Annotated in this window: 27 protein-coding genes; 11 read left to right on the top strand and 16 right to left on the bottom strand. The window is 71.0% G+C overall.

What is annotated here, in order from left to right; genetic code table 11:
• The first annotated feature begins 133 nt into the window (after positions 1–133).
• Together JOD54_RS01280 and JOD54_RS01285 are read left to right on the top strand one after the other, a co-directional pair.
• Positions 134–673: a histidine phosphatase family protein gene (locus JOD54_RS01280; protein WP_204448786.1), complete on the top strand. Its 540-nt coding sequence runs from the start codon at positions 134–136 to the stop codon at positions 671–673.
• 2 nt (positions 674–675) lie between these two features.
• The gene (locus JOD54_RS01285) at positions 676–1,140 is read left to right on the top strand and encodes a GNAT family N-acetyltransferase (protein ID WP_204455998.1); all 465 of its coding nucleotides are present in this window, start codon (positions 676–678) and stop codon (positions 1,138–1,140) included.
• Here the strand turns inward: JOD54_RS01285 and JOD54_RS01290 are convergent.
• Both JOD54_RS01290 and JOD54_RS01295 read right to left on the bottom strand, forming a co-directional pair.
• The gene (locus tag JOD54_RS01290) at positions 1,121–1,597 is read right to left on the bottom strand and encodes a GNAT family N-acetyltransferase (RefSeq protein WP_307859778.1); all 477 of its coding nucleotides are present in this window, start codon (positions 1,595–1,597) and stop codon (positions 1,121–1,123) included. The genes JOD54_RS01285 and JOD54_RS01290 overlap by 20 nt on opposite strands.
• Positions 1,594–1,986, bottom strand: coding sequence for a hypothetical protein (locus JOD54_RS01295; protein ID WP_204448787.1), 393 nt, complete (start codon positions 1,984–1,986; stop codon positions 1,594–1,596). Before JOD54_RS01295 ends, JOD54_RS01290 begins: the two co-directional genes overlap by 4 nt.
• Positions 1,987–2,265: 279 nt before the next feature.
• Between JOD54_RS01295 and JOD54_RS01300 the strand changes: the two genes are divergently transcribed.
• Entirely contained in the window at positions 2,266–3,195 is a 930-nt protein-coding gene (locus JOD54_RS01300) for a diacylglycerol/lipid kinase family protein (protein ID WP_204448788.1), read from the top strand.
• 263 nt (positions 3,196–3,458) lie between these two features.
• Positions 3,459–3,713: a WhiB family transcriptional regulator gene (locus JOD54_RS01305; protein WP_204448789.1), complete on the top strand. Its 255-nt coding sequence runs from the start codon at positions 3,459–3,461 to the stop codon at positions 3,711–3,713.
• A gap of 113 nt (positions 3,714–3,826) precedes the next feature.
• On the opposite strand, the gene JOD54_RS01310 is transcribed toward JOD54_RS01305, so the two are convergent.
• Positions 3,827–5,338, bottom strand: a complete 1,512-nt coding sequence (locus JOD54_RS01310; protein WP_204448790.1) for a sensor histidine kinase — start codon at positions 5,336–5,338, stop codon at positions 3,827–3,829.
• Between the two features lie 17 nt (positions 5,339–5,355).
• The gene (locus JOD54_RS01315) at positions 5,356–5,571 is read right to left on the bottom strand and encodes a biotin/lipoyl-binding carrier protein (protein ID WP_204448791.1); all 216 of its coding nucleotides are present in this window, start codon (positions 5,569–5,571) and stop codon (positions 5,356–5,358) included.
• 134 nt (positions 5,572–5,705) lie between these two features.
• Between JOD54_RS01315 and JOD54_RS35905 the strand changes: the two genes are divergently transcribed.
• Complete coding sequence (locus JOD54_RS35905) at positions 5,706–5,780, top strand: 50S ribosomal protein bL37 (protein WP_104061284.1); 75 nt, start codon at positions 5,706–5,708, stop codon at positions 5,778–5,780.
• An 82-nt stretch (positions 5,781–5,862) separates the two neighbouring features.
• Here JOD54_RS35905 and rsrA read toward each other — a convergent pair whose 3' ends face one another.
• Positions 5,863–6,174, bottom strand: coding sequence for a mycothiol system anti-sigma-R factor (gene rsrA / locus JOD54_RS01320; protein ID WP_204448792.1), 312 nt, complete (start codon positions 6,172–6,174; stop codon positions 5,863–5,865).
• Positions 6,171–6,779: a sigma-70 family RNA polymerase sigma factor gene (locus tag JOD54_RS01325; RefSeq protein ID WP_204448793.1), complete on the bottom strand. Its 609-nt coding sequence runs from the start codon at positions 6,777–6,779 to the stop codon at positions 6,171–6,173. Before JOD54_RS01325 ends, rsrA begins: the two co-directional genes overlap by 4 nt.
• 191 nt (positions 6,780–6,970) lie before the next feature.
• On the opposite strand from JOD54_RS01325, the gene ybaK reads away from it, so the two are divergent.
• Positions 6,971–7,447, top strand: coding sequence for a Cys-tRNA(Pro) deacylase (gene ybaK, locus JOD54_RS01330; protein ID WP_204448794.1), 477 nt, complete (start codon positions 6,971–6,973; stop codon positions 7,445–7,447).
• Between the two features lie 541 nt (positions 7,448–7,988).
• Here ybaK and JOD54_RS01335 read toward each other — a convergent pair.
• The 4 genes from JOD54_RS01335 to JOD54_RS01350 all read right to left on the bottom strand — a co-directional run bounded on the left by JOD54_RS01335 (position 7,989) and on the right by JOD54_RS01350 (position 10,812).
• Positions 7,989–8,207: a hypothetical protein gene (locus tag JOD54_RS01335; RefSeq protein ID WP_204448795.1), complete on the bottom strand. Its 219-nt coding sequence runs from the start codon at positions 8,205–8,207 to the stop codon at positions 7,989–7,991.
• 91 nt (positions 8,208–8,298) lie between these two features.
• On the bottom strand, positions 8,299–9,120 hold the full coding sequence (locus JOD54_RS01340) for an SCO4651 family lipoprotein (RefSeq protein ID WP_204448796.1): 822 nt from the start codon (positions 9,118–9,120) through the stop codon (positions 8,299–8,301).
• A gap of 78 nt (positions 9,121–9,198) precedes the next feature.
• On the bottom strand, positions 9,199–9,819 hold the full coding sequence (locus JOD54_RS01345; RefSeq protein WP_204448797.1) for an alpha/beta hydrolase family protein: 621 nt from the start codon (positions 9,817–9,819) through the stop codon (positions 9,199–9,201).
• A 225-nt stretch (positions 9,820–10,044) separates the two neighbouring features.
• Complete coding sequence (locus tag JOD54_RS01350) at positions 10,045–10,812, bottom strand: SOS response-associated peptidase (protein WP_204456000.1); 768 nt, start codon at positions 10,810–10,812, stop codon at positions 10,045–10,047.
• A gap of 133 nt (positions 10,813–10,945) precedes the next feature.
• Here JOD54_RS01350 and aroA point away from each other — a divergent pair, with 133 nt between their 5' ends.
• Genes aroA through JOD54_RS01365 form a run of 3 tightly spaced genes read left to right on the top strand, consistent with a single transcriptional unit; the run spans position 10,946 to position 14,069 of the window.
• Positions 10,946–12,214 carry a 3-phosphoshikimate 1-carboxyvinyltransferase gene (aroA, locus tag JOD54_RS01355; protein ID WP_204448798.1) on the top strand — a complete coding sequence of 423 codons (1,269 nt, stop codon included), beginning with the start codon at positions 10,946–10,948 and terminating at the stop codon, positions 12,212–12,214.
• Between the two features lies 1 nt (position 12,215).
• A complete protein-coding gene (gene rsgA / locus JOD54_RS01360; protein WP_204448799.1) occupies positions 12,216–13,220 on the top strand; it encodes a ribosome small subunit-dependent GTPase A in 1,005 nt (334 codons plus the stop codon).
• Positions 13,221–13,229: 9 nt separating this feature from the next.
• The gene (locus tag JOD54_RS01365; protein WP_204448800.1) at positions 13,230–14,069 is read left to right on the top strand and encodes a PhzF family phenazine biosynthesis protein; all 840 of its coding nucleotides are present in this window, start codon (positions 13,230–13,232) and stop codon (positions 14,067–14,069) included.
• A gap of 330 nt (positions 14,070–14,399) precedes the next feature.
• Here JOD54_RS01365 and pruA read toward each other — a convergent pair whose 3' ends face one another.
• The 3 genes from pruA to JOD54_RS01380 all read right to left on the bottom strand — a co-directional run bounded on the left by pruA (position 14,400) and on the right by JOD54_RS01380 (position 18,038).
• Positions 14,400–16,028: an L-glutamate gamma-semialdehyde dehydrogenase gene (pruA, locus tag JOD54_RS01370; RefSeq protein ID WP_204448801.1), complete on the bottom strand. Its 1,629-nt coding sequence runs from the start codon at positions 16,026–16,028 to the stop codon at positions 14,400–14,402.
• A 97-nt stretch (positions 16,029–16,125) separates the two neighbouring features.
• Complete coding sequence (locus JOD54_RS01375; protein ID WP_204456001.1) at positions 16,126–16,629, bottom strand: DUF6912 family protein; 504 nt, start codon at positions 16,627–16,629, stop codon at positions 16,126–16,128.
• A 5-nt stretch (positions 16,630–16,634) separates the two neighbouring features.
• On the bottom strand, positions 16,635–18,038 hold the full coding sequence (locus JOD54_RS01380) for a WS/DGAT/MGAT family O-acyltransferase (protein ID WP_204448802.1): 1,404 nt from the start codon (positions 18,036–18,038) through the stop codon (positions 16,635–16,637).
• A 66-nt stretch (positions 18,039–18,104) separates the two neighbouring features.
• Between JOD54_RS01380 and JOD54_RS01385 the strand changes: the two genes are divergently transcribed.
• On the top strand, positions 18,105–18,869 hold the full coding sequence (locus JOD54_RS01385) for a TrmH family RNA methyltransferase (RefSeq protein ID WP_204448803.1): 765 nt from the start codon (positions 18,105–18,107) through the stop codon (positions 18,867–18,869).
• On the opposite strand, the gene JOD54_RS01390 is transcribed toward JOD54_RS01385, so the two are convergent.
• A complete protein-coding gene (locus JOD54_RS01390) occupies positions 18,849–19,226 on the bottom strand; it encodes an HAD-IA family hydrolase (protein WP_204448804.1) in 378 nt (125 codons plus the stop codon). The genes JOD54_RS01385 and JOD54_RS01390 overlap by 21 nt on opposite strands.
• Positions 19,227–19,322: 96 nt before the next feature.
• On the opposite strand from JOD54_RS01390, the gene JOD54_RS01395 reads away from it, so the two are divergent.
• Entirely contained in the window at positions 19,323–19,757 is a 435-nt protein-coding gene (locus JOD54_RS01395) for an Rv3235 family protein (protein WP_204448805.1), read from the top strand.
• Positions 19,758–19,814: 57 nt separating this feature from the next.
• Here JOD54_RS01395 and secA read toward each other — a convergent pair whose 3' ends face one another.
• Positions 19,815–22,688: a preprotein translocase subunit SecA gene (gene secA / locus JOD54_RS01400; protein WP_204448806.1), complete on the bottom strand. Its 2,874-nt coding sequence runs from the start codon at positions 22,686–22,688 to the stop codon at positions 19,815–19,817.
• A gap of 300 nt (positions 22,689–22,988) precedes the next feature.
• Complete coding sequence (hpf, locus tag JOD54_RS01405; RefSeq protein ID WP_204448807.1) at positions 22,989–23,699, bottom strand: ribosome hibernation-promoting factor, HPF/YfiA family; 711 nt, start codon at positions 23,697–23,699, stop codon at positions 22,989–22,991.
• Positions 23,700–23,914: the final 215 nt, after the last annotated feature.

Below are 23,914 nucleotides of genomic sequence, written 5' to 3' on the forward strand. Positions count from 1 at the left end.
GCGCTCTAAACGGCGCCGTTCAACGGGGGGGACCCGTTGGGCGGCGCCGTTTGCCTTGCCAGGTCGACGAGGCGCCCGGGGTACGGTTGTTGTCGCGCATCCGCTGGGGTACTGAGCTGGTTAGATCCGGGGTATGACCGTCTATCTGCTCAGGCACGGGGCTACCGAGTGGTCGGACACCGGGAGGCACACCGGGCGGACGGATGTGCCGCTTACGGGGGTGGGTGAGGAGCGGGCCAGGCAGGTCGGGGGTTTGCCCAAGGACGTCCCCGTCTTGTGCAGCCCGAGGAGTCGGGCGGTCAGGACGGCTGAGTTGGCTGGGCTCACGGTCACTGAAGTCACCGAAGACCTCGCCGAGTGGGACTACGGGGATTACGAGGGGCTCACCACGGCGGAGATCCGGGAGAGTGTGCCGGGGTGGACTGTGTGGACGCATCCTTGCCCCAATGGGGAGACCGCCGAGGAGGTCACCGCGCGGGCACGTAGGGTGCTTGACCGGGTGCAGGATGCGGTGTTGGTGGGGCACGGGCACTTCAGCCGGGTACTGGCCGCGGTCTGGATCGGCCAGGTGGCGGGGTTCGGGGTTCACTTCAGGCATGATCCGGCTACGGTCACGGTGCTCGGCCACGAGCGGGAGTCGCCGCAGATCGTCAGAATTGGAGTCAGCAGTTGAGCATTCGGCGCGTTGCACCGTCCGATGTGGACGCCATTGTCGGACTCGTGTACGAGTTGGCCGAGTACGAGCGGGCCAGGCACGAGTGCCACCTCACCGCCGAGCAGCTCACCGCGGCGTTGTTCGGTGAGCGACCGGCCCTCTACGGTCATGTGGCCGAAGTGGACGGTCAGGTGGTCGGTTGTGCATTGTGGTTCTTGAACTTCTCCACCTGGCGCGGTGTGCACGGGATCTACCTGGAAGACCTCTACGTCACGCCGAGCATGCGGGGGCACGGCTTGGGCAGGGCGTTGCTGCAGACCCTCGCCAAGGAGTGCGTCGACAAGGGGTTCCAGCGGCTCGAGTGGTCGGTGCTGGACTGGAACGAGCCCGCCATCGGCTTCTACAAGTCGCTCGGCGCCATCCCGATGGACGAGTGGACCGTCTACCGGCTCACCGACCAGGCGCTCACAGATCTCGGTACATGATGTGGACCGGCACCCGCCCCAGCGCCGGGTGCCGGAACCCGCCGGGGATGGTCGCGACGATCTCGAAGCCCAGGGACTTCCACAGGGCCACGGCGCCGGTGTTGGTCGAGATCACGGCGTTGAACTGCATGCCCGTGTACCCCGCGGCGCGGGCGTGCGCGAGAACCTCGGTGGCCAAGCGGCGGCCGATACCTTCACCTGCGCGCGAGGGGTCGACCATGAAGCCCGCGTTGGCGATGTGGTCGCCGAGGCCGGGCTGGTTGGGCTTGAGCAGGGCCGTGCCGACAACGTCATCACCGTCGACGGCGACGAAGACCTCGCCTGCCATCCACAGCGCGCGGGCGGCGTCCGAGTCGGTCGCCGGGTCCCACATGTAGGTGGTGCCGGTGGCCACGACCCGGTGCCACAGCGGCCAGATGCGGTCCCACTCGTCCGCCGCGGCCAGCCGGATGATCACTCTTCCCCCTGGGCCCAGCGGTTGGTCGTCGCGTGGAAGAGCATCACCAGGGCCGCCAGGCACAGCACCCCGACCGGCACCCCGTACTCCGGGCGGCCGGACGGGCCCGCGGCGTACCAGGCCACCCCCAGCAGCAGGACCTGGATGACGATCGCCGGGCTGCGGGCCCACGTCTTACCTATGAGCAGGCCGATGCCGCAGGCCAGCACCGCCGCGGCCAGCACCGCGAAGTACGCCGCCTCGCCAAAAACGTTGCCGCCCATCTCCGATTCGCCGGACAGGCCCCTGACCAGCAGCAACACGGTGAACACGAGCGCGGCGACGCCCTGGAGGCCGACGATGGCGCCCGCGGCGCGGACGGTGCGGGGGGCGGCGGAGGACAGTGGCACGACGGCCTTCCCGAGTCGGTGGCTAGCGCACGATGACCCTGCGTGCACACCGCCGATCGTAGGCCACCCGGACGGCCGGTCGTGCCGGGCGAGCGGGACGGGCAAGATCAGCGGTGTCAGCTCCTCGCGGTACGACGGGACAGACGGTCGTCTGGGTGCACCTGCCGAACCCGAGGTCGAGGCAAGGGGAAGGAGCCGCGCCCTCGGCGAACGTGTGTCACCCCTCACCACCTGGCTCGGGCGGCGGGTAATCCCGCCTGCCTCGCTTACCCTCGGGTAATGCGCGCTGTCCTCGTGGTGAACCCGCAGGCGACCGCCACCACCCCGGCGGGTCGGGACGTGCTGGCGCACGCCCTGGCCAGCCAGGTGAAGCTGGAGGTCGTCGAAACCGACTACCGCGGTCACGCCCTCACCGCCGCCGCGCAGGCGGCGGTCGACGGCGCGGACCTCGTGGTCGCGCACGGCGGCGACGGCACCGTCAACGAGGTCGTCAACGGCCTCTTGGCGGCGGGACCCTCCGGAGCCACGCCGATGCTGGGCGTGGTCCCCGGCGGTTCGGCGAACGTGTTCGCCCGCGCGCTCGGCCTGCCGCGCAACCCCGTCGAGGCGACGCACGTGCTGTTGCGGGCGATCGAGGAGGGGCGCAGCCGCCGGGTCGGGCTCGGGTTGGTCGAGTCCGGGTCGTCGCGGCGGTGGTTCACCTTCAACGCGGGCCTGGGCTGGGACGCCGACGTCGTCGCGGACGTGGACCGCAGGCGGGGCAAGCGCGCCAGCCCGTCGCTCTACGCGCGGGTGTCCATCGCCCGCTACGCCCGCCCCAAGCACAACCGCCCGGACCTGACGGTGGAGCTGCCCGGGGAGGACCCGATCACCGGGCTCCGGCTGGCGTTCGTCTCCAACACCGACCCCTGGACCTACCTCGGCGCGCGGCCGATCCACCTCAACCCGGGCTGCGGCTTCGAGACCGGGCTCGGTTTCTTCTCGCTGCGCACCCTGAGCGCGCCCACCGTGCTGCGGCACTTCCGGCAGGCGCTGAGCGACAAGGGTGTGCGGCGTGGGAAGAACCTGGTGCGCCGGGACGACGTGGCGAGGATCGTGGTGAGCGCACCGGAGCCGGTCCGGCTGCAGTGCGACGGCGACCTGATCGGGGAGCGCACGCGAGTGGAGTTCGTGTCCGTCCCTTCCGCACTCGCGGTCGCTGTGGTCTAGACCACAATTCCAGCCGGTCACCGGGCCGCCCGGACGGGTGCGGACACCGCCCCGGACGTACGACCCGAGCGGACCGCGTCGTGATCAAATTGTTGCGCTCCGCACTCGCAGGTCGCTGACCAGCCACTTTCGGGTGAGTTCACTCACCGGGCGGAGAAGAAGTCTTGACATCTCCCCGGTTCGTGAAAGCATTCACAAGCACCCCGACGACCGGATGACGACTAGAGGCGCGCCCACACGCGCCCGAGCGAGGAGCAGTAGAAATGGACTGGCGCCACCGCGCGGCCTGCCGTGACGAGGACCCCGAGCTGTTCTTCCCAGTGGGAACCAGCGGTCCGGCGATCCTGCAGGTCTCCGAGGCGAAGGCCGTTTGCCACCGCTGCCCCGTCGCTTCCAACTGCCTGTCCTGGGCGCTCGAAAGCGGCCAGGATGCTGGCGTTTGGGGCGGTATGAGTGAGGACGAGCGTCGCGCGCTCAAGCGCCGCAACGCCCGTACTCGGGCCCGGAGCAACGTCTAATTGCCTAGAACGACCGAAACGGCCCCCACCGCACACCGCGGCTGGGGGCCGTTTCACGTCACGGGTCACCAATTCATTGGATTGGTGAAAGAGTGGCACATTTCGTCAAAGGGCTAACGGCGGTGGGAAAGCGGTACGCGCAGGACCGCTTCAGTACCGCTTTCCTCGCGGCGGCGCAGCGACAGCGAGCCGCGCAGTTCCGATTCGACCAGGGTGCGCACGATCTGCAGGCCGAGCCCGTTGGTCCGCTCCAGGGAGAAACCGGGTGGCAGGCCGCGGCCGTCGTCGGCGACCAGGACGTCGAGCCAGCGGGCGGAGCGGGTCGCCGTGACGACCACCTCGCCGGAGGAGCCGGGCGGGAAGGCGTGCTCGACGGCGTTCTGGATGAGCTCGGTCAGCACCATCACCAGCGGGGTCGCCGTCTCCGCGGCGACCACACCGAACTGTCCACTCTTGCGCACCTTCACGTGGCTCTCGGCCACCGCGACGTCCCCGACCACCGGGATCACCTTGTCCACCAAGGCGTCCAGGTCGACCCGTTCGTCTACTGACGTAGACAGCGTCTCGTGCACCATCGCGATCGCGGCCACCCGGCGCACCGACTCGGCCAGCGCCTCCTTGGCCTCGGGGCTGCTGGTGCGCCGCGACTGCAGGCGCAGCAACGCGGCCACGGTCTGCAGGTTGTTCTTCACCCGGTGGTGGATCTCGCGGATCGTCGCGTCCTTGGACAGCAGCGCCCGGTCCCTGCGCCGCACCTCGGTCACGTCCCGGCACAGCACCAGCGCGCCAGCCGCCTTGCCGCCCGGCCGCAGCGGCAGCGCCCGGAACAGCACCGCGGCGCCGCGGCGGGACTCGGCCTCGGTGCGCATCCCCGGCTGGCCGTCGAGTGCGGACACGATCCGCTGCGCCACCTCGGTCGCGTCGAACGGGTCGCCGATCAGCGACCGGGTCAGCGGGGCCAGCCGCACGCCGACCAGGTCGGAGGCGTGCCCCATCCGGTGGTACGCCGAGAGCGCGTTGGGGCTGGCGAACACCACCGCCCCCGCGGTGTCGAGCCGGATCAGGCCGTCGCCGACCCGGGGGCTGGTGTGCACGTCCGGTGACGGCTCGGTGGTCGGGAACGTCCCGTCGGCCACCATCTGGCACAGGTCACCGGCGATGCCGAGGTAGGCGATCTCCAGCGCGCTGGGCACCCTGGGCACCGCGAGGTTGGTCTCGCGCGAGAGCGCCGCGATGACCTCGCCGGCGAAGGTGACCGGGATGACCTCCCGGCGCACCGGCACCCCCAGGTACCAGCGGGGGTCCTCCTCGCGGCAGATGCGCCGCTCGGCGATGGCCCGCCGCAGCTGCGGGTGCTCCTGGGCGTTGGTGTGGCTGGCGACGACGTCCTCGGGGTGCGCGGTCGGCCCGGTGGTCGGCCTGGCCTGGGCGACGCAGATGTAGCGGCCCTGCGCCCCCGGCGGCAGCGGCGTGCCGTCCGCGGCGGTCTCGGGCACCCAGAGCAGGAAGTCCGCGAACGACAGGTCCGACAGCAGCTGCCACTCCGCGACCACCGTTTGCAGGTGGTCGACGGCGCCCCCGGACAGACCGGTGTGCTCGGCGAGCAGGTCCGACAGTGTCGACAACGGCTTCGTGCCCCCGGCTACTCGACGACGGCGATCAGGTCGTGCTCCTGGACCACGTCGCCCTCCTTGACCGCGAGCCGGGTGAGCGTCCCGTTCTCCTCGGTGAGCACCGGGATCTCCATCTTCATCGACTCCAGGATGACGACCGTGTCCCCCTCGACCAGTGCGTCACCCTCCCTGGCCACCACGTTGAGCACGTTGGCGACCATCTCGGCGTGGATCTCGTGGGCCATCTGCCCGACTCCCCTTCGGCTGGCGCTGGTGTGTTCCCCGGCGACAATCCAACCACGACCGGGCCCCGCCAGGACGACAACGCGGGCGTGGCAAAATTGTGCACTCAAGCCAAACGCTCGACCGAGGAGGCAGCATGTCGAAGCGCGCACGCAAGCGTCGCGACCGCAAGAGGGGCGGCGCGAACCACGGCAAGCGCCCCAACGCCTGAGCACCAGCTCCCAGCGCGTCGAAGGCCCCGGTACCCATTCGGTACCGGGGCCTGTTCGCGTGGTCGGCGGCCGCGACCGGGCTCAGTCGTCGCGCTGTCCTTCGACCGGGGCACTGGTGCTGACCACCTCGACGTGGCCGCCGCGGTGCTGGATGACGGTCTCCCGGATGGACGCGCGGACCCGCTCGCGGAACTCGTCCGGCGCCTGGTCGCCGCCGCACTTGCGCGCCAGCAGGACCTTGAGCTGCTCGTACAGGCCGTACTGGGCCAGGCACGGGCTGCACTCGTCGAGGTGCTGGCGCAGCGTCTCGCGCCGACCGGGGTCGCACTCGCTGTCGAGGAACAGCCACACCTCGGACAGCACGTCCGAGCAGGGCGTCTTCTCGGCGCTCACGCTCCGGTCACCTCCCGGACGAACCCGCGGTCGCGGGCGACATCGGCGAGCAGGTCGCGCAGCTGGCGCCTACCCCGGTGCAATCGCGACATCACGGTACCGATCGGCGTCCCCATGATCTCCGCGATCTCCTTGTAGGCGAACCCCTCGACGTCGGCGAGGTAGACCGCGAGCCGGAACTCCTCCGGCAGCTGCTGCAGCGCCTGCTTGACGTCGTCGTCGGGCAGCAGGTCCATCGCCTCGGCCTCGGCCGAGCGCAGCCCGCTGGAGGTGTGGCTCTCCGCCTTGGCCAGCTGCCAGTCGGTGATCTCGTCGGTCGGCGCCTGCACCGGCTGCCGCTGCCGCTTGCGGTAGCCGTTGATGTAGGTGTTGGTCAGGATGCGGTAGAGCCACGCCTTGAGGTTGGTCCCGGCGGAGAACGACTCGAACGCGGCGAAGGCCTTGAGGTAGGTCTCCTGAACCAGGTCCTCGGCGTCGGCCGGGTTGCGCGTCATCCGCAGCGCCGCGGCGTAGAGCTGGTCGAGCAGCGGCATGGCGTCGCGCTCGAACCGGTCGGCCCGCACTGCCGGGGTCTCCGGTTCGGTCTGGGCGTCGGTGCGGGGCACCGGGCTCCTTTCGGGGGCTCGCACACCCGTGTTCAGGTGCGCATACGGCACCTTCGAGCTTACGCGGCCGCGTGCCCGCGAGCCGCCTTCCGCGAGCCGCACCCCGGCAACCCGCCGGTCCACCACCGCACCTGTCTGCACACCCGTGTCAACACCGACCGGGCGCGGCCCATTCCCCTACGCTGCTGCCCGTGGCAGGACAGGGAACCCCGGCGACGGCGCTGCTGACCAAGCGCGGGGTCGAGCACAAGGTGCACTCGTACGAGCACGACCCCCGCGAGGCTTTCGGCCTGGAGGCCGCCGCGGCCCTTGGTGTCGAGCCGTCTCGGGTGTTCAAGACCCTGTTGGCCGAGGTCGACGGGGTGTTGACGGTCGGGGTGGTGCCGGTCGACGCGCAGCTGGACCTGAAGGCGCTGGCGGCGGCGGTCGGCGGCAAGAAGGCCAAGATGGCCGAGGTCGCTGTGGCCGAGCGCACAACGGGGTACGTGGCGGGCGGCATCTCCCCACTGGGGCAGCGCAAGCGCTTGCGGACCGTGGTGGACACCTCCGCGACCAGCTACCCGACCATGTTCTGCTCCGGCGGTCGCCGGGGGCTGGAGATCGAACTGACCGCCGCCGACCTGGTCGACCTCGCGGGCGCCGTGGTCGCCGACATCGCGGCCAGGTAGCGGGCGCCTAGACCGGCGGGCCCGTGAAGTGGCCGTCCGTGGCGCAATGCGGCACGGTCGGCCGCTGTCGAGGGGTCCGCGGAGCGCCACCGATCACGGCGTGCTTGGGGTCGGCGACCATCCCACCGCCGCTGACCTGGTCGAACTCGCGGGCGGCGTGGTCGCCGACATCGCGGCCATGTACCGCGCCTAGACCGGCGGGACGATGCCGGTGAAGTGCCAATCGGTGGCGCAATGCGGACAGGGCCGGCCGCTGTCGAGAGTCCGCGGAGCACCACCGATCACGGCGTACTTAGGGCCAGCGATCATCCCGCCGCCGACTTGGTCGACGCCGTGGTCGCCGACATCGCGGCCAGGTAGCGGGCGCCTAGACCGGTGGAACGATGCCCGTGAAGTGGCCGTCCGTGGCGCAATGCGGGCACGGTCGGCCATTGTCGAGGGTGCTAGGAGCGCCACCGATCACGGCGTACTTAGGGCCGGCGACCATCCCACCGCCAACTTGGTCGACGCCGTGGTCGCCGACATCGCGGTCAAATAGCGCCTAGACCGGTGGGACGATGCCGGTGAAGTGGCCGTCGGTGGCGCAATGCGGGCACGGTCGGCCGTTGTCGAGGGTCCGCGGGGCGCCACCGATCACGGCGTGCTTGGGGTCGGCGATCATCCCGCCGCCGCCGCAGTAGTGGCAGATGGTCTGCACCTGGGCGGGCAGGTCGTCGTCGTCCTCGTCGTCGGGGTGGTCGTCGTGGTCGTCGTCGTTCATGCGCACCGCTTCCGTGGGGGCTCTCGCGGGCATCATGCCGAAAGAGGCGCCCCCGCGGGTGCGGGGGCGCCTCTCAGCCTGGTGTGCCGGATCAGCCGGTCGGGAACTCGGCGACCTGGTCGGCCGGGGGCGCGGTGATGTCGACGGCCTTGCCCCAGTCGCTGTAGTCGGCCTGGATCTTGACCTTCTCCGACTTGACCGGGAACTCCATCACGTACCGCACCGGCAGGTCGTCGGCGTTGATCCACACGTCCGCCGGGATGGTCTTGACCCCGGCCTTCTCGATCTCGGCCACGCTCGACGGGTCCATGCCCATCTCGGCGGCCTTGCCCTGCAGCTTGGCCACGTCGACCGACAGCGAGTACCGGGTGGTCTTCTGGCCGTTGACCTCCTCGGCCTTGACCCCGGTGATCTCGCTGACGTCGGCGAGCTGCTCGAGGGTCTTGGTCGGGTCGGTCTGGCGGGCCGACTCCAGGGACTTGCCCAGCATCGCCGCCAGCGGGTTGTCCTTGTCGTTGAGGTCGAGCTTGATCCACGCCTTGCCCGGCTCGAGCTCCTGCGGCGTCTTGATGTAGACGATGGAATCGATCAGCCGCATCGACACCGCGCCGTCGGGGGTGTCGATGGTCATCTGCATACCCGGGGTGGCGCCGAAGGTGTAGTCGCCCTCGCCCTTGAGCTCCTCGCCTGCGGCGGACCCGGTGAAGGTGAAGTGCGCGGACTTGGCGGTGGTCGACTTGGCCTTGACCGCGTCGGTCAGCCCGCGCAGCGTGTCGAACGCGCTCTTGCCCTGCCCGGCCGCCGCGGCGCCCCCGCCATTTGCCTGCTGACCAGCGCTGTTGCACGCGGTGAGCGATAGCGCCGCGGCGACCGTGACGGCCACCAGCAGGCGCGACTTACCCAGAAAACCCATGTGTGGTGCGTTCCCCTCAGAATGTTCGGTGCGCTGCCCCAGTGACGTGGACCCCCTGCCAGGGGGCCACCGCACCGCTCAACCCAACTGGTCGAGCGGTCGCAGAATACGGTGCAGCCACTCCTCGACGACACGTGATATCGCCGATATGTCCTTTCGCAGCGAGTGGTCGCCGGGCATCCGCACGATCTCCCGCAGGTGCGCGGGCTCCGGCTGGCCGAACGGGTCGCTCTCGCCCTGCACCACCAGCGCGGGCACGGCCACCGCGTCCAACTCGGGCTGGCGGGTCTTCTCCGGCTTGCCCGGCGGGTGCACCGGGAACGCCAGGCAGATCACGCCGACCGCCTCCCCCGCCTCCGCCGTGCGACAGGCCACCCGCGCCCCCGAGGAACGCCCGCCGAACAACAGCGGCAACCCGTCGAACCACTGCGTCGACAGGCTCTCGGCGACCGCCAGCCACGCCGTGTCCAGCTGCGCAGCCGGAGCCGGGGCGCGTCGGCCCGCGACCCGGTAGGGCTGCTCGATCAACGCCACGTGCACACCCGCCGCAGTGGCCCCCCTGGTGGCGGCGACCAGGTCGGGCGCGCTGATCCCGCCACCCGCGCCGTGCCCGAGCAACAGCCCAGCCCGCCCCTCGGCGGCGCAGTGCAACTCGGCGACCGCGGGGCCATGCGGGGTGCTGATCTCGGCACGGGTCATGTGACTAGGCCCGTCCGCTGAACAAGTCGGACGCGTCCAGATCGAGAAGAAGCCCCGGCGCGCCCCTCAGCCGCGCAATTCAACTCGGCGACTGCCGGGCCGTAGGTCGTGCTGATCCCGACGCGAGTCATCCGACTAGGTCCCGGATCAGGCGCGACCAGATCAAGCAGGAGCTCCGCAACCACGGGGCCATGCGGGGTGCTGATCTCGGCGCGAGTCATCCGACTAGGCCCGTCCGCTGAACAAGTCGGGTGCGTCCAGGTCCAGGGCCTCGGCCTCCAGCGGGGCGAGCAGCTCCGGGCCGTTGTTGCGGACGCTGTTGACCGCCTGCGCCACCGGGCGGATCTCCAGCCCGTCGACCAGGTCGATCGACGGGGGCGCCAGTAGGCCTGCCACGTCGGTGCTGTCGGGGTCGAGCCAGTTCGCCCAGCTGTCGCGGCCCAGCAGGAGCGGCATCCGGTCGTGGACCTCGGCCAGCGGGCCGACGGCGTCGGTGGTCAGCACGGCGCAGGTGATCAGCACCGGCGCGTCGGGGTCGGCCTTGTCCCGCCAGGTCGTCCACAGTCCGGCCATCGCGAGGCTGCTGCCGTCGCGCGGGGTGGTGAAGAACGGCTGCTTGGACGTCTTGTCGCGGCGCCACTCGAACCAGCCGTCGGCGGGCAGGATGCAGCGCCGCTCGGCGAGGGACTTGCGGAAGGCGGGCTTCTCGGCCGCGGTCTCGGACCTGGCGTTGATCATCTTCGCGCCGCCGGAGGCGTCCTTGGCCCAGGTGGGCACCAGGCCCCACTTCATCACCCGCAGCGTGCGCTCGGTCCGGCTCCGGTCGACGGTGCCGTCGGCCTCGCGCGGGTGCCGCTGCACGACGGTGACCACGCTCTTGGTCGGCGCGACGTTGTAGTCGAGGTCGGGGGCCGCGTCCCCCATCGCGTCAGCGGCGTCGAACTCCGCTGCCAGCGTCGCCGGGTCCTTCGCGGACGCGTACCTGCCGCACACGGCCGACCACCTCCCCTCCCGCGCCCGCAGCGGGGCGCCACCGCCACCCACGGTGTGGGCGAATCGTGACATGCCGGGGCGGCAGTGGCGAGCCGGTCACCCGATGCGGCGGCCGGTGCGGGAGGATTGCGGCATGCCGCAGCCCTGGTCAGCCCCGGTCGCCCCGGGACCCATCAGCGCCACCATCAGCATCCCCGGATCCAAGTCCATCACCAACCGCGCCCTGGTCCTCGCCGCGCTCAGCGGCCGGGCCGCCACCCTGACCGGCGCGCTCACCGGTCGCGACGCCGACATGATGACCGGCGCGCTGCGCGCCCTCGGCGTCCCCGTCGAGGTCAGCGGTACCACGATCACCGTGGGCGCCCACGACGGCTTCCGCGGCCCTGCGGAGATCGATTGCGGCCTCGCGGGCACCGTCATGCGGTTCGTGCCGCCCGCCGCCGTGCTCACCGACGGGGCGATCCGCTTCGACGGCGACCCCCGCGCCAGGGAGCGGCCGATGGGCACCATCCTCGACGCGCTGCGCGGCCTCGGCGCCGTGGTCGAGGGCGACGCGCTGCCGTTCACCCTGGTCGGGACCGGTGGGGTCACCGGCGGCACGGTCACCATCGACGCCTCCGGCTCCTCGCAGTTCGTCTCCGGGCTGCTGCTGTCGGGCGCCCGCTACGACAAGGGGTTGACCGTGCACCACAGCGGCAAACCCGTCCCGTCGATGCCGCACATCGAGATGACCGTGGAGATGCTGCGCGCCGCGGGGGTCGCGGTCGACGACAGCGAGCCCAACACCTGGCGGATCGAGCCGGGCCCCATCGGCACCGTCGACTGGGCTGTGGAGCCGGACCTGTCCAACGCCACGCCGTTCCTGGCCGCCGCGGCCGTCACCGGCGGCGAGGTCACGATCACCGGGTGGCCCGCGGCCACGACCCAGCCGGGCGACGCCATCCGCGAGATCCTGGCGCGGATGGGCGCCGAGGTCACCCTCGCCGACGGCGCGCTCACCGTGCGCGGGCCCGCGAAGCTGTCCGGTGTGGACATCGACCTGCACGACGTCGGGGAGCTCACCCCGACCGTGGCGGCGCTGTGCGCGCTCGCCGAAGGCCCATCGACCCTGCGCGGCATCGCCCACCTGCGCGGCCACGAGACCGACCGGCTCGCCGCGCTCGCGGCCGAGATCACCACCGTCGGCGGCGACGCCAACGAGACCGAGGACGGGCTCGCTATCCGCCCGACCCCGCTGCACGGCGGCCCGTGGCGCGCTTACGCCGACCACCGGATGGCCACCGCCGGTGCGATCGTCGGCCTCATCGTGCCGGGGGTGGAGGTGGACGACATCGCGACCACCGCGAAGACGCTGCCGGACTTCCCCGCCATGTGGACCAGGATGCTGGACGAGGCGCGCTGACGTGGCGGCCCGGCGCGGCGACTGGAGCAGGCTGGACGAGGCCGACGTCCGCGTCCGCCCCGGCAAGGGCAGTCGCCCGCGCAGCAAGCTCCGCCCGGAGCACGCCGACGCGGTCACCGCGATGGTCGTCGGCAAGGACCGCGGCCGGTGGACCTGCGCGGTGGACCGCGACCCCGGCCACCTGGTGGTGGCCATGCGGGCGCGGGAACTGGGCCGCACCCCGATCGTCATCGGCGACCAGGTCGACCTCGTCGGCGACACCACCGGCGACCCGGACACCCTCGCGCGGATCGTCCGGGTCGCCGACCGCACCAGCGTCCTGCGCCGCACCTCCGACGACACCGACGCCTACGAGCGGGTCGTGGTCGCCAACGCCGAGCAGCTGCTGATCGTCTGCGCGCTCGCGGACCCGCCACCGCGCACCGGTTTCATCGACCGGTGCCTGGTTGCGGCGTTCGCGGGCGGGCTGGAACCGTTGCTGTGCCTGACCAAAGCCGACCTCGGCGACCCGGCCAGGCTGATGGCGGCCTACGAGGAGCTGGACCTGCCGGTCGTCGTCAGCCGGTTCGACGTCGACCCGGACGAGGTGCGGTCGCTGCTGGCGGACCGGGTGTCGGCGCTGGTGGGCCACTCGGGGGTGGGCAAGTCCACTTTGGTCAACCGGCTGGTGCCGGACGCGGCGCGGGCCATCGGCGCGGTCAGCGGCGTCGGCAAGGGCCGCCACACCTCGACGTCGGCGGTGGCCCTGCCCCTGCCCGGCGGCGGGTGGGTGGTCGACACGCCCGGTGTCCGCGCGTTCGGCCTGGCCCACATCGAGCCGAACGACATCGTCGCCGCCTTCCCCGAGTTCGTCGCGGCGGCGGAGGAGTGCCCGTCCGGGTGCGGTCACCTCGGGGCGCCCGAGGACCCGGACTGCTACCTCGACACCGTGGTCGAGGAGGGCACGGCTTCCACCGGTCGGCTGGAATCCCTTCGCAGACTGCTGAAGTCCAAGTCCGAGGACTAATCTGCCCCCGTGCAGATCCTCCGTTACGCCGCCTTCACCACCGACCCCGCGGGCGGCAACCCCGCCGGGGTCGTGCTGGACGCCACCGGCCTGACCGACAGCGAGATGCAAGCCGCAGCCGCGCGGGTCAACTACTCCGAGTCGGCCTTCCTGCTCCCCCGCCCCGACGGCGACCTCGACGTCCGCTACTTCAGCCCCCTGGCCGAAGTCCCCTTCTGCGGCCACGCCACCGTCGCCGCCTCCGTGGCCCACGCGGCCGCGAACGGAGCGGGCCCACTGCGGCTGCACACGCGGGCGGGCCTGGTGGAGGTGAGCACGACCGAGTCCGAGGTCGGGGAGATCACCGCGACCCTGGTGAGCGTGACCCCCCGGACGGAGGAGATCTCGGCAGAGGTGCGGACGGCGCTGTTGTCGGCCCTGCGCTGGGACCCCGCAGACCTCGACGTGGTCCTGCCGGTGCGGGCGGCCTACGCGGGGGCGTGGCACCCGGTGGTGGCAGCGGGGACGCGAGCCCGCCTAGCCGAACTGAACTACGACTTCCCCGCGCTGTCGGACCTCATGGCCGAACAGGGCTGGACAACCATCCAACTGATCCACCGCGAGTCGGAGTCAGTGGTGCACTCCCGAAACCCCTTCCCCCCAGGCGGCGTAGTAGAAGACCCCGCCACCGGCGCCGCAGCAGCAGCCCTAGGCGGCTACCTGCGAGAACTGGGCCTCGTTACCCTCCCCGCCGCCCTCACCATCTACCAAGGCGACGACCTAGGCCGCCCCGGCGTAATCACCGTCGGCATCCCCACCGACCCCACAGCCGGAATCCACATCACCGGCCACGCCGTGCCTATCGACTAACACCCAACCCTCTACACAGCCACCCGACTCCGACAGCAGTGCCGACCACTGGACACTCGGACCTTCCGGTGCCAACTGCTCGATGGGGCGGACTTGGTTTGTGTGGGGTGGCGGTGCCCGTAGCGTTGTGCGCTGCAGGGCCATGCTTTTCGGCCCCAGCTTTGCGGTCCTGCCACGGGTAGCGCAGGGGCCCCGCGCAAACCAAGTTCGCCCCATCGAGCACACCCACACCCCACAGACCGTGTCGCGATGCCGAAGGCGAGCCGATCGAGCCCACAACGCGAAAGCGGGGCCAACGCACTCGCGTCGGCCCCGCTCCCCGAACTCACATCACCCCATGTGCGGGTACCGGTGGTCCACCGGCGGCACGAACGTCTCCTTGATCGAACGCGGGCTCACCCACCGCTGCAGGTTGTAGATGCTGCCCGCCTTGTCATTGGTGCCCGACGCCCGTGAGCCGCCGAAGGGCTGCTGCCCGACCACCGCGCCCGTGGGCTTGTCGTTGACGTAGAAGTTGCCCGCCGAGAAGCGCAGGGCCTTGTGGGCCTGCTCCACGGCCGCGCGGTCGGTGGCGAAGACGGCACCGGTGAGGGCGTAGGGGGACGAGGTGTCCACCAGCTCGAGGACCTTGGCGTACTCGGCGTCCTCGTACACGTGCACCGCGAGGATCGGGCCGAAGTACTCGGTGGTGAACACGTCCTGGAGGGGGTCGCTGCCGACGAGGACGGTGGGCTGGACGAAGTAGCCGACCGAGTCGTCGGCGGTGCCGCCGGTGAGTACCTCGATCGAGGAGTTCGCGGCGGCGGCCGAGAGGGCGTCCTTGTGCTTGGCGAACGCGCGGGCGTCGATGACCGCGCCGCCGAAGTGGCTGAAGTCGGTGACGTCGCCGTAGGACAGGGTCTTGGTTACGTCGGCGAGCTGCTCGCGCAGGCCGCCCTCCCACAGGGAGCGGGCGATGTAGGCGCGGGAGGCCGCCGAGCACTTCTGGCCCTGGTACTCGAAGGCGCCGCGGACCAGGCCGATGACCACCGAGGCGATGTCGGCGGACGGGTGGGCCACGACGAAGTCCTTGCCGCCGGTCTCGCCGACGATGCGCGGGTAGGACCGGTAGGTGTCGAGGTTGTCGCCGATGAGCCGCCACAGGTGCTTGAACGTGCGGGTCGAGCCGGTGAAGTGCAGGCCTGCGAAGTCCGGGTCGGTCAGCGCGACCTCGGAGAGCGCCTGGCCGTCGCCGGTGACCAGGTTGATCACGCCGGGCGGCAGGCCAGCGGCCTCGAGCAGGCGCATCGTGTGGTGCGCGGCCAGCTGCTGGGTCGGCGAGGGCTTCCAGACGACCGTGTTGCCCATCAGCGCGGGCGCGGTGGGCAGGTTGCCCGCGATGGCGGTGAAGTTGAACGGGGTGATCGCGGTGACGAACCCGTCCAGCGGCCGGTGGTCGAACCGGTTCCACACCCCGGGGGACGACTGCGGCTGCTCGGTCAGCAGCCTGCTGGCGAAGGCGACGTTGAACCGCCAGAAGTCGATCAGCTCGCAGGCGCTGTCGATCTCGGCCTGCTGGGCCGACTTCGACTGGCCGAGCACGGTGGCGGCGTTGATGGTGTCGCGCCAGGGCCCCGCGAGCAGGTCGGCGGCGCGCAGCAGGACCGCGGCGCGCTCGTCGAAGGGCAGCTCGCGCCACGCGGGCGCGGCGGCCTTGGCGGCGGACACGGCGTCGGCGACGTCGGCGGTGGTGGCCTGCGCGGTGACGCCCAGCACGTGCTGGTGGTCGTGCGGCTGGACGACGTCGATGCGGTCACCGCCCGCCATCCGCTGCTTGCCACCGATGGTCATGGTCAGTTCGGCCTGCTCGGCCTCCAGCTCCGCGATCCTGGCCGCCAGCGCCGCGCGCTGGGGGGTGCCGGGCGCGTAGGAGCCGACCGGCTCGTTCAACGGGTCGGGAACGGACGAAACGGCGTCCATCGTGTGGCTCGCCTCCCTCTGGTGTCTGCTCGGTCGCGGGTGGGCACGCTCGTGGCCCGCGCACTCGCGTACATCCTGTCATGGGATGACCTGCCGGTTACAGCAACTCCAGCAGGAAGGGCAACTCCTGCGGGGCGTACCAGGCCAGCTCGTGGTCCTCGGCGTCGCCGAGCACGAACTCCGCGTCCGGGTCGCCCATGTCGGCGGCGTCCACCGCGGCCACAGCCGCGCGCACCGCCACCACCGCCTCCTCGGTGTCCAGGTGGACCGAGGCGACGACCTTCATCGGCACCGGACCGGCCAGCTTGACCACCGAGTGGTCCAGGTCCGGGCGCAGCTGCGCGCCGTCGACGTCGGCGGCGATGACCGCGCGGCGCATCGGGGTGTCCGGGTCGCTGGTCAGCTCGGCGCCCAGCAGCCGCAGCGAGGCCTTCGCCGCGTCGAGCATCGCCGCGTACTCCAGTTCCTCGTCGCCGCCGGTCGCGTAGGACTCGCGCAGGGCGGGGGTGAGCGCGAACGCGGTACCGGTGATCGCGACCAGTTCCCCGTCCGCGTTCAGCTCCCGCAGCATCGCCACCGTCGCCGGTATGTAGACCCTCAACTCATTCACGCTCTCACGGTCGTCAACAGTTCTTCGACGGACTCTTCCAGCATCCGCGCCAGCACGTCCACGTCGGACATGGCCTTGCGGTCGCCGGTCAGGCCGAAGTACACCCCGCCGTCGTAAGAGGTGACTCCGATTGCCAGGGCCTGGTTGCGGGTGAGCGGCATCGCCGGGACCATCCTGGTCATCCTGGCGGTGCCCAGGTAGAGCGGGACCTGCGGGCCGGGCACGTTGGTGACCACGACGCTGAAGATCCGCTGGGCGAACGAGGCGGCCGCCCGCGCTCCCAGCGAGTGCAGCGTCGGTGGCGCGAACCCGCCGACCCGCAGCAGCGCCGACGCCGCGACCGAGCGACCGGAGTCGTTGTGCGGGCGCAGCGCGTGGCTGATGTGGTGCAGCCGGACGAACGGGCTCGGCTCGCCGACGGGCAGGTCGACCAGCTGCGCGGTGACCTGGTTGCCGAGCATGCCCGGCACGGTTCCGTCCGAGTCGCGCACCGCCAGCGGGACCATCGCCCGGACCGTGCTGGACGCGGTGAGCTGCTGGCCGCGGGAGAGCAGCCAGGAGCGCAGCGCCCCGGAGACGGCGGTCAGCACCACGTCGTTGACGGTGCCGCCGTGGCGGGCGCGCACGTCGCGCAGGTCGTCCAGCCTGGCCTGCGCCACGGCGTAGCGGCGGGCCCTGCCGACCTGTGCGGTGAGCGGACCGGCCGGGGCAGGCCTGGCGGCGATGCCGATCGCCGAGACGACGGTGCCGAGCACGTCCGCGACTTTGTGCGTGGTGGCCAGCGCGTCGCCGACCGCGGCCCGGACGTTCTCGACCAGTTCGCGGGGCCGCTGGACGGTCTCGGCGACGGCGTCGAGGACCAACCGCGCCGGGCCGGGCAGCCTGCGCGGCTCCCACGGCTCGTCGGCGGTGTGGTCGTCGGTGAACGGCTCGGGTTCGAGGATGACCTGGCCGAAGTCGATCGTGCGGATCCCGTCGACCAGCGCCAGGTGCGTCTTGGTGATCAGGGCGGCGTGCCCCTCGGCGAGCCCCTCGACGAGGTAGGCCTCCCAGAGCGGCCGGGTGTGGTCCAGCGGCCGCGCCATGAGGCGGGCGACGAGGTCGTGCAGCTGGTCGTCGCTGCCCGGACGCGGCAGGGCCGACCGGCGCACGTGGTAGTTGACGTCGAAGGTCGGGTCATCGACCCACACGGGTCTGGCGAGGTGCCCCGGTACCGAGGCGACGCGCTGGCGGTACCTGGGTACCAGCGGCAAGCGCTGCTCGATGAGCTTGACCAGGCGCGCGTGGTCGAACCCGGCGCGCGGCTTGCGGAAGACGGCGACCCCACCGACGTGCATCGGCGTCGTCGCGTCCTCTAGGTAGAGGAACGACGCGTCGAGGGCGGACAGGCGGTCGGGCATGGCCCGATACTGGCACAACCCGGCCGGTGCGGGAGGCCGAGCGCGGCGCGTGCGATGCTGCACGCCATGTCCCGAGAGCCCGCCACGTCGTCCCCCAAGGACCGGTTCGTGACCGTCTACGGCCGCAAACCGGTGTTGGAGGCGCTGGCCGACACCCGGCTGACCGTCGACAAGGTGGTGCTGGCCGACAACGCGCACGGCATCGCGGCCCGGGAGATCATCGACGCCGCCCGCGAGCGGGGCGTCCAGGTGCACCGGGCGTCCGCGCAGCGGGTGAAGGTGTTGGCGGGCAACGGCAAGCAGGACCAAGGCGTGCTGGCCGACGTGGTCGCGCCCCGGATGCGCACGCTGACCGACGCGCTCGCGGCCAGGAAGCGCCCGGCGTCGGTGCTGCTGCTGGACGGGATCACCACGCCCGCGAACGTGGGCATGATCCTGCGGACCGCCACCGCGGCCGGGGTCGGCGGGATCGTCGTGCCCAGGCGGGGGGTGGCCGGGCTGGACCCGCTGGTGGTGAAGGCCTCGGCCGGGGTCGCGTTCACCGCCCCGGTCCTGCGCTGCGCGACCGCAGGCGAGGCTGCGGCCGAGCTGCGGGCCGCTGGCTACCCGCTCTACGGGCTGGACGCGGGCGCCAAGCGCACCGTGTTCGACGCCGAACTGCCCGCCCAGGCGGCGTTCGTGCTGGGCAGCGAGACCTCGGGGATCACCGACGAGGTGCGCCCCCGGGTCAACCGGTGGCTGTCGATCCCGATGGCGGGCGGGGTGGAGTCGCTGAACGTGGCGACGGCCGCCGCCGTGCTGTGCTTCGAGCTAGTCCGCCGGTCCCGCTAGGTCGAGCAGGATCGCCAGTTCCTCCACTGTGGACTGGAGGTCGCGGTGGTGCACGCCGACCATGCCGACGCGGACGGCCCCGCGCACGTACTCGGCGACGTCGTCGACGAACACGCACTGGTTCGGCGGGACCCGCAGCGCCGACGCGGCGTGGTGGTAGATCCCCGGGTCCGGCTTGGCGAAGCCGACGGCCCCTGACACGACCACCGCGTCGAACACCTCCGGCAGCCCCGCGGGGACGAAGTCCGCATTGGACAGCAGCGCTGTCTTGAGCCCGTGCGCCCGCACCCGAGCGACGACCTCGGGCATGCCGTCCTCGGTGAACACCCCCGCGTAGTCCACCAGCAGCGCTCTCATGGACCCGATTATCACCGGTTTCGGTGACCGCCGTGCGCGCAAGCCGCCCGAAATGGCTCTGTCCCGGCGAAACCCCCGGATCGAGGGAGCCACCCGGTGCAGCTGGACATCTTGCAGGACTTCGAACCGCCGCTGATCGAGGCCTTTGAGGAGCGGTGGTCCACCCCGCCCGCGTCCAGCGCCCGGGTACGCGCGATCCGTGGCGCACCACGTGAAGCCTCTTGGCGGCTGCTGACCCTCGTATTGGAGACCCTGGAGGGTAAGAGGCAGATTGGGCAGTTGCACGCGATGCTGCCGGGCGATGCCTACGAGGGAATCTTGACGCGAACGCGAGGCAGCGGCAAAGCCCAGTACCGACTGCTGCGGCTACACACGACGACCACCGCGCCGGGAGTGGTGGAGGTGATGTCGACGGTGCGGATCGTGCCTATAGGACGACCGGAGTCTTGGCACGTGAAGGCGTGCATCGGCCGGTGGGAGCAAGAGGCAGGACTGTGGCGCTGCAAGACCCTGCGCTTCATGGGGTTCTAAAAGACGAACCGGGTGGCGGACGGAGTTCCGTCCACCACCCGGCTATAGGACTTCGCGTCAGCGACGGGGGCCCTTGCGACCCTTCTTGGCCGAGTCGCGGGCGGCCTGCCTGCGCTCACGTCGCGTGCCACTCGCACCGTTGTCGGCGTTGCCGCCGTCGGAGTGGGACTCGACGCCACCGTCCTCGGCGGGACCGGTGTAGTTCAACCGCTGCGGGGCAGGTCCCTCGAAACCCTTGCCGCGCAAAGCGGGCGGGAGCTTGTCGCCGGCCGAGGCGGCGGCCGCCTGCTCGGCGCGGACCCGGTCCTGCACCGCCTGCGCCCTGGCCTGGCGGGCCTGCAGCTCCGCCTGGCGGGCCTGGGCGGCCGGGTCGGCGCTGACCGAGGGCAGCGCGGTCGGCTGCGGCGCCAACTGGACCTCGGGCTCGGCGGGCTCGACCGGGACGTTGAAGATGAACCCGACCGACTCCTCCTTCAGCGCGTCGAGCATCGCGCTGAACATCTCGAAGCCCTCCTTCTGGTACTCGATCAGCGGGTCGCGCTGGGCCATCGCCCGCAGACCGATGCCCTCCTTGAGGTAGTCCATCTCGTAGAGGTGCTCGCGCCACTTGCGGTCGAGCACCGAGAGCATCACCCGGCGCTCCACCTCGCGCATCGCGCCCTCGCCGACCTTGCCGTCGATCTCGGCCTCGCGCTCGCCGTAGGCGCGCACGGCGTCGTCGGTGATCGCGTTCAGCAGGAACTCGTGGTCCATGTCCTTGCCGTCGGCCTCGGCCCGGTCGATCAGGTCCTCCCAGTCGACGCCGATCGGGTACAGCTGCTTGAGGGCGGTCCACAGCTTGGCGTGGTCCCAGTCCTCGGAGTAGCCGTCCGCGGTCGCCCCGGTGACGTAGGCGTCGACGACGTCGCTGAGCATCCGCTCGATCTGCTCGCGCAGGTCCTCGCCCTGCAGCACCCGCAGCCGCTCGGCGTAGATCACCTTGCGCTGCTTGTTCATCACCTCGTCGTACTTGAGCACGTTCTTGCGGATCTCGAAGTTCTGCTGCTCGACCTGCGTCTGCGCGCTGCGGATCGCCCTGGTGACGATCTTGGCCTCGATCGGCTGGTCCTCGGGCACGTTCATCGCGGTCATCACGCGCTCGACCATGCCCGCGTTGAACCGGCGCATCAGCTCGTCGCCCAGCGACAGGTAGAACCGGGACTCGCCGGGGTCGCCCTGGCGGCCGGAGCGACCGCGCAGCTGGTTGTCGATGCGCCGCGACTCGTGCCGCTCGGTGCCCAGCACGTAGAGGCCACCGGCCTTCTGCACCTCGATCTTCTCGGCCTTGACCTCCTGCTGCGCCTTCTCCAGCGCGGCGGGCAGCGCGGCGCGCCACTCCTCGGGGGTCTCGATCGGGTCGAGGCCGCGGTCGCGCAGCGCCTCCTCGGCGATGTGCTCGGGGTTGCCGCCGAGCACGATGTCGGTACCGCGACCGGCCATGTTGGTCGCCACGGTGACCGCGCCCTTGTGGCCCGCGCCCGCGATGATCGCGGCTTCCTTCTCGTGGTGCTTGGCGTTGAGGACGCTGTGCGGCACCCCGGCCTTGAGCAGCAGCTTCGACAGGTACTCGGAGCGCTCGACGCTGGTGGTGCCGACCAGCACCGGCTGGCCCTTCTCGTGCCGCTCGGCGATGTCCTCGGCGACCGCGAGGAACTTCGCCTCCTCGGTCTTGTAGATCAGGTCGGCCTGGTCCTTGCGGATCATGTCCCGGTTGGTCGGGATCGGCACGACACCCAGCTTGTAGGTGGTGTGGAACTCGGCCGCCTCGGTCTCGGCGGTACCGGTCATGCCGGAGAGCTTGGTGTAGAGCCGGAAGTAGTTCTGCAGGGTGACGGTGGCCAAGGTCTGGTTCTCGGCCTTGATCTCCACCCCCTCCTTGGCCTCGATGGCCTGGTGCATGCCCTCGTTGTAGCGGCGACCGGCGAGCACGCGGCCGGTGAACTCGTCGACGATGAGGACCTCGCCGTCGCGGACGATGTAGTCCTTGTCGCGCTTGTAGAGCTCCTTGGCCTTCAGCGCGTTGTTGAGGTAGCCGACCAGCGGGGTGTTCGCGGCCTCGTAGAGGTTCTCGATGCCGAGCTGGTCCTCGACGAGCGCGACGCCCTTCTCGGTGACGCCGACGGTCCGCTTGCGCTCGTCGACCTCGTAGTGGGTGTCGCGGCGCAGCATCGGCGAGAGCCTGGCGAACTCCTGGTACCAGCGCGAGGACTGGTCGGCCGGGCCGGAGATGATCAGCGGGGTGCGCGCCTCGTCGATCAGGATCGAGTCGACCTCGTCGACGATGGCGAAGTGGTGCCCGCGCTGGACCATGTCGTCGAGCGACCAGGCCATGTTGTCGCGCAGGTAGTCGAAGCCGAACTCGTTGTTCGTGCCGTGCGTGATGTCGCAGTTGTAGGCCTCGCGGCGCTCGGCCGGGGTCATGTCGGACAGGATCACGCCGACGGTCAGGCCCAGGAAGCGGTGGATGCGGCCCATCCAGTCCGCGTCGCGCTTGGCCAGGTAGTCGTTGGTGGTGATGACGTGCACGCCGTCACCGGCGAGGGCGTTGAGGTAGGCGGCGAGCACGCCGGTGAGCGTCTTGCCCTCACCGGTGCGCATCTCGGCGACCTGCCCGAGGTGCAGCGCGGCACCGCCCATGAGCTGCACGTCGAAGTGCCGCTGGCCCAGCACCCGCTTGGCGCCCTCCCTGGCCACCGCGAACGCCTCCGGCAGCAGCTCGTCGAGCGACTCACCGCCGCGGTAGCGCTCCTGGAACTCCGCGGTCTTGTCGCGCAACTCGTCGTCGGAGAGCGCGACGACCTCGTCCTCCAGCGAGTTGATGTGCGCTGCGATGTTGCGCAGCCGCTTGAGCGTCTTGCCCTCGCCCGCGCGCAGGATCCGGGACAGCACCATCCGAGTCGACCTCGCTAGCTGATAGTCGTGCGCCCGCTACGGACGCTCCTGTTCGTCATCGTAGGCAACCCGCTCCGCGGCGTGCACCGACACCGCACGCGGGGTGCGGCGCAGGGTACCCGGGTGAGGCCCGCCACAGCTCCAACGGCCCACCGGCACCTGAGGTTCCGCGATCGGCGGCAGTGGTGAACTGGGAACGGACCGCGGTCGCGATGACCAGGCGATCTTCCGGCACGCGGACGTGGTGGTGCCCCGGGGGAGCTGGTCCCCCGGGGCACGCGGTGCGTGGGTGCGCGGGGGTCAGACGAGCTTGATCACGCCGTAGTCGAAGGCGTGGCGCCGGTAGACGACGCTGGGGGTACCGGTGTCGGCGTCGGCGAACAGGTAGAAGTCGTGGCCGACCAGTTCCATCTCGTAGAGGGCCTGGTCGACGGTCATCGGCTTGGCCGGGTGCTCCTTCTCGCGCACCACGCGGCCGGGCAGCGCGTCCTCGTCGTCGTCCCAGCGGCCCCTGGGCAGCGGGACACCGCCGTACTCGGCGTCGATGTCGGCGTGCACGTGGCCGTTGGTCGCGCCGTTGCCGTTGGTCGTGTGCTCGGGGGCTTGCAGGACGGCCGTGCCGCCCGCGAGGAGAGCCGCGCCGTTGGTCGCGATCGGCATCGAGGCCGAGACGGCTTGGCCGACCGAGGTGGGTGTGCGGCGCCCGTGGTGCACGCGCCTGCGGTCGTGTTGGCGGCGGAGGCGGTTCTCCAGTTTGCTGACGGCCAGGTCGAGCGCGGCGTAGAAGTCGCCTGCGCAGGCCTCCGCCCGCACAGCGGGACCCTTGCCCTTCCCGGTGATCTCAACCCGCTGGCAGTTCTTCGACTGCCTGCGGTTGGGCTCGTGGAACAGCTCGACGTCGAAGCGGATGACCTTGCGGTCGTAGCGCTCGAGCCTGCTCAGCTTGTCCTCGACGTGTGTCCGGTAGTGCTCCGGAACCTCGACGTTACGGCCCTTAACCACGATGTCCATACACGACCTCCCTCGCTGCTGGCGAGTACTGGTTGCGGTGATTCGGTGCTTGGCGCCGGGGTGATCTGGATTCCAAGTCCAGGACGGGATGTGACCTGGGGCGATGTCGGAACTCGCCCCGCGTGGTCAGCGCTCCACCGGCACCAGGGTCATGGGCTCCTCGCCTCCTCCCTGCCAACCGGGAACGGTGATAGCGCAGCACGTTAGCCCGGGTT

The organism is Actinokineospora baliensis, from assembly GCF_016907695.1.
Lineage (GTDB): Bacteria > Actinomycetota > Actinomycetes > Mycobacteriales > Pseudonocardiaceae > Actinokineospora > Actinokineospora baliensis.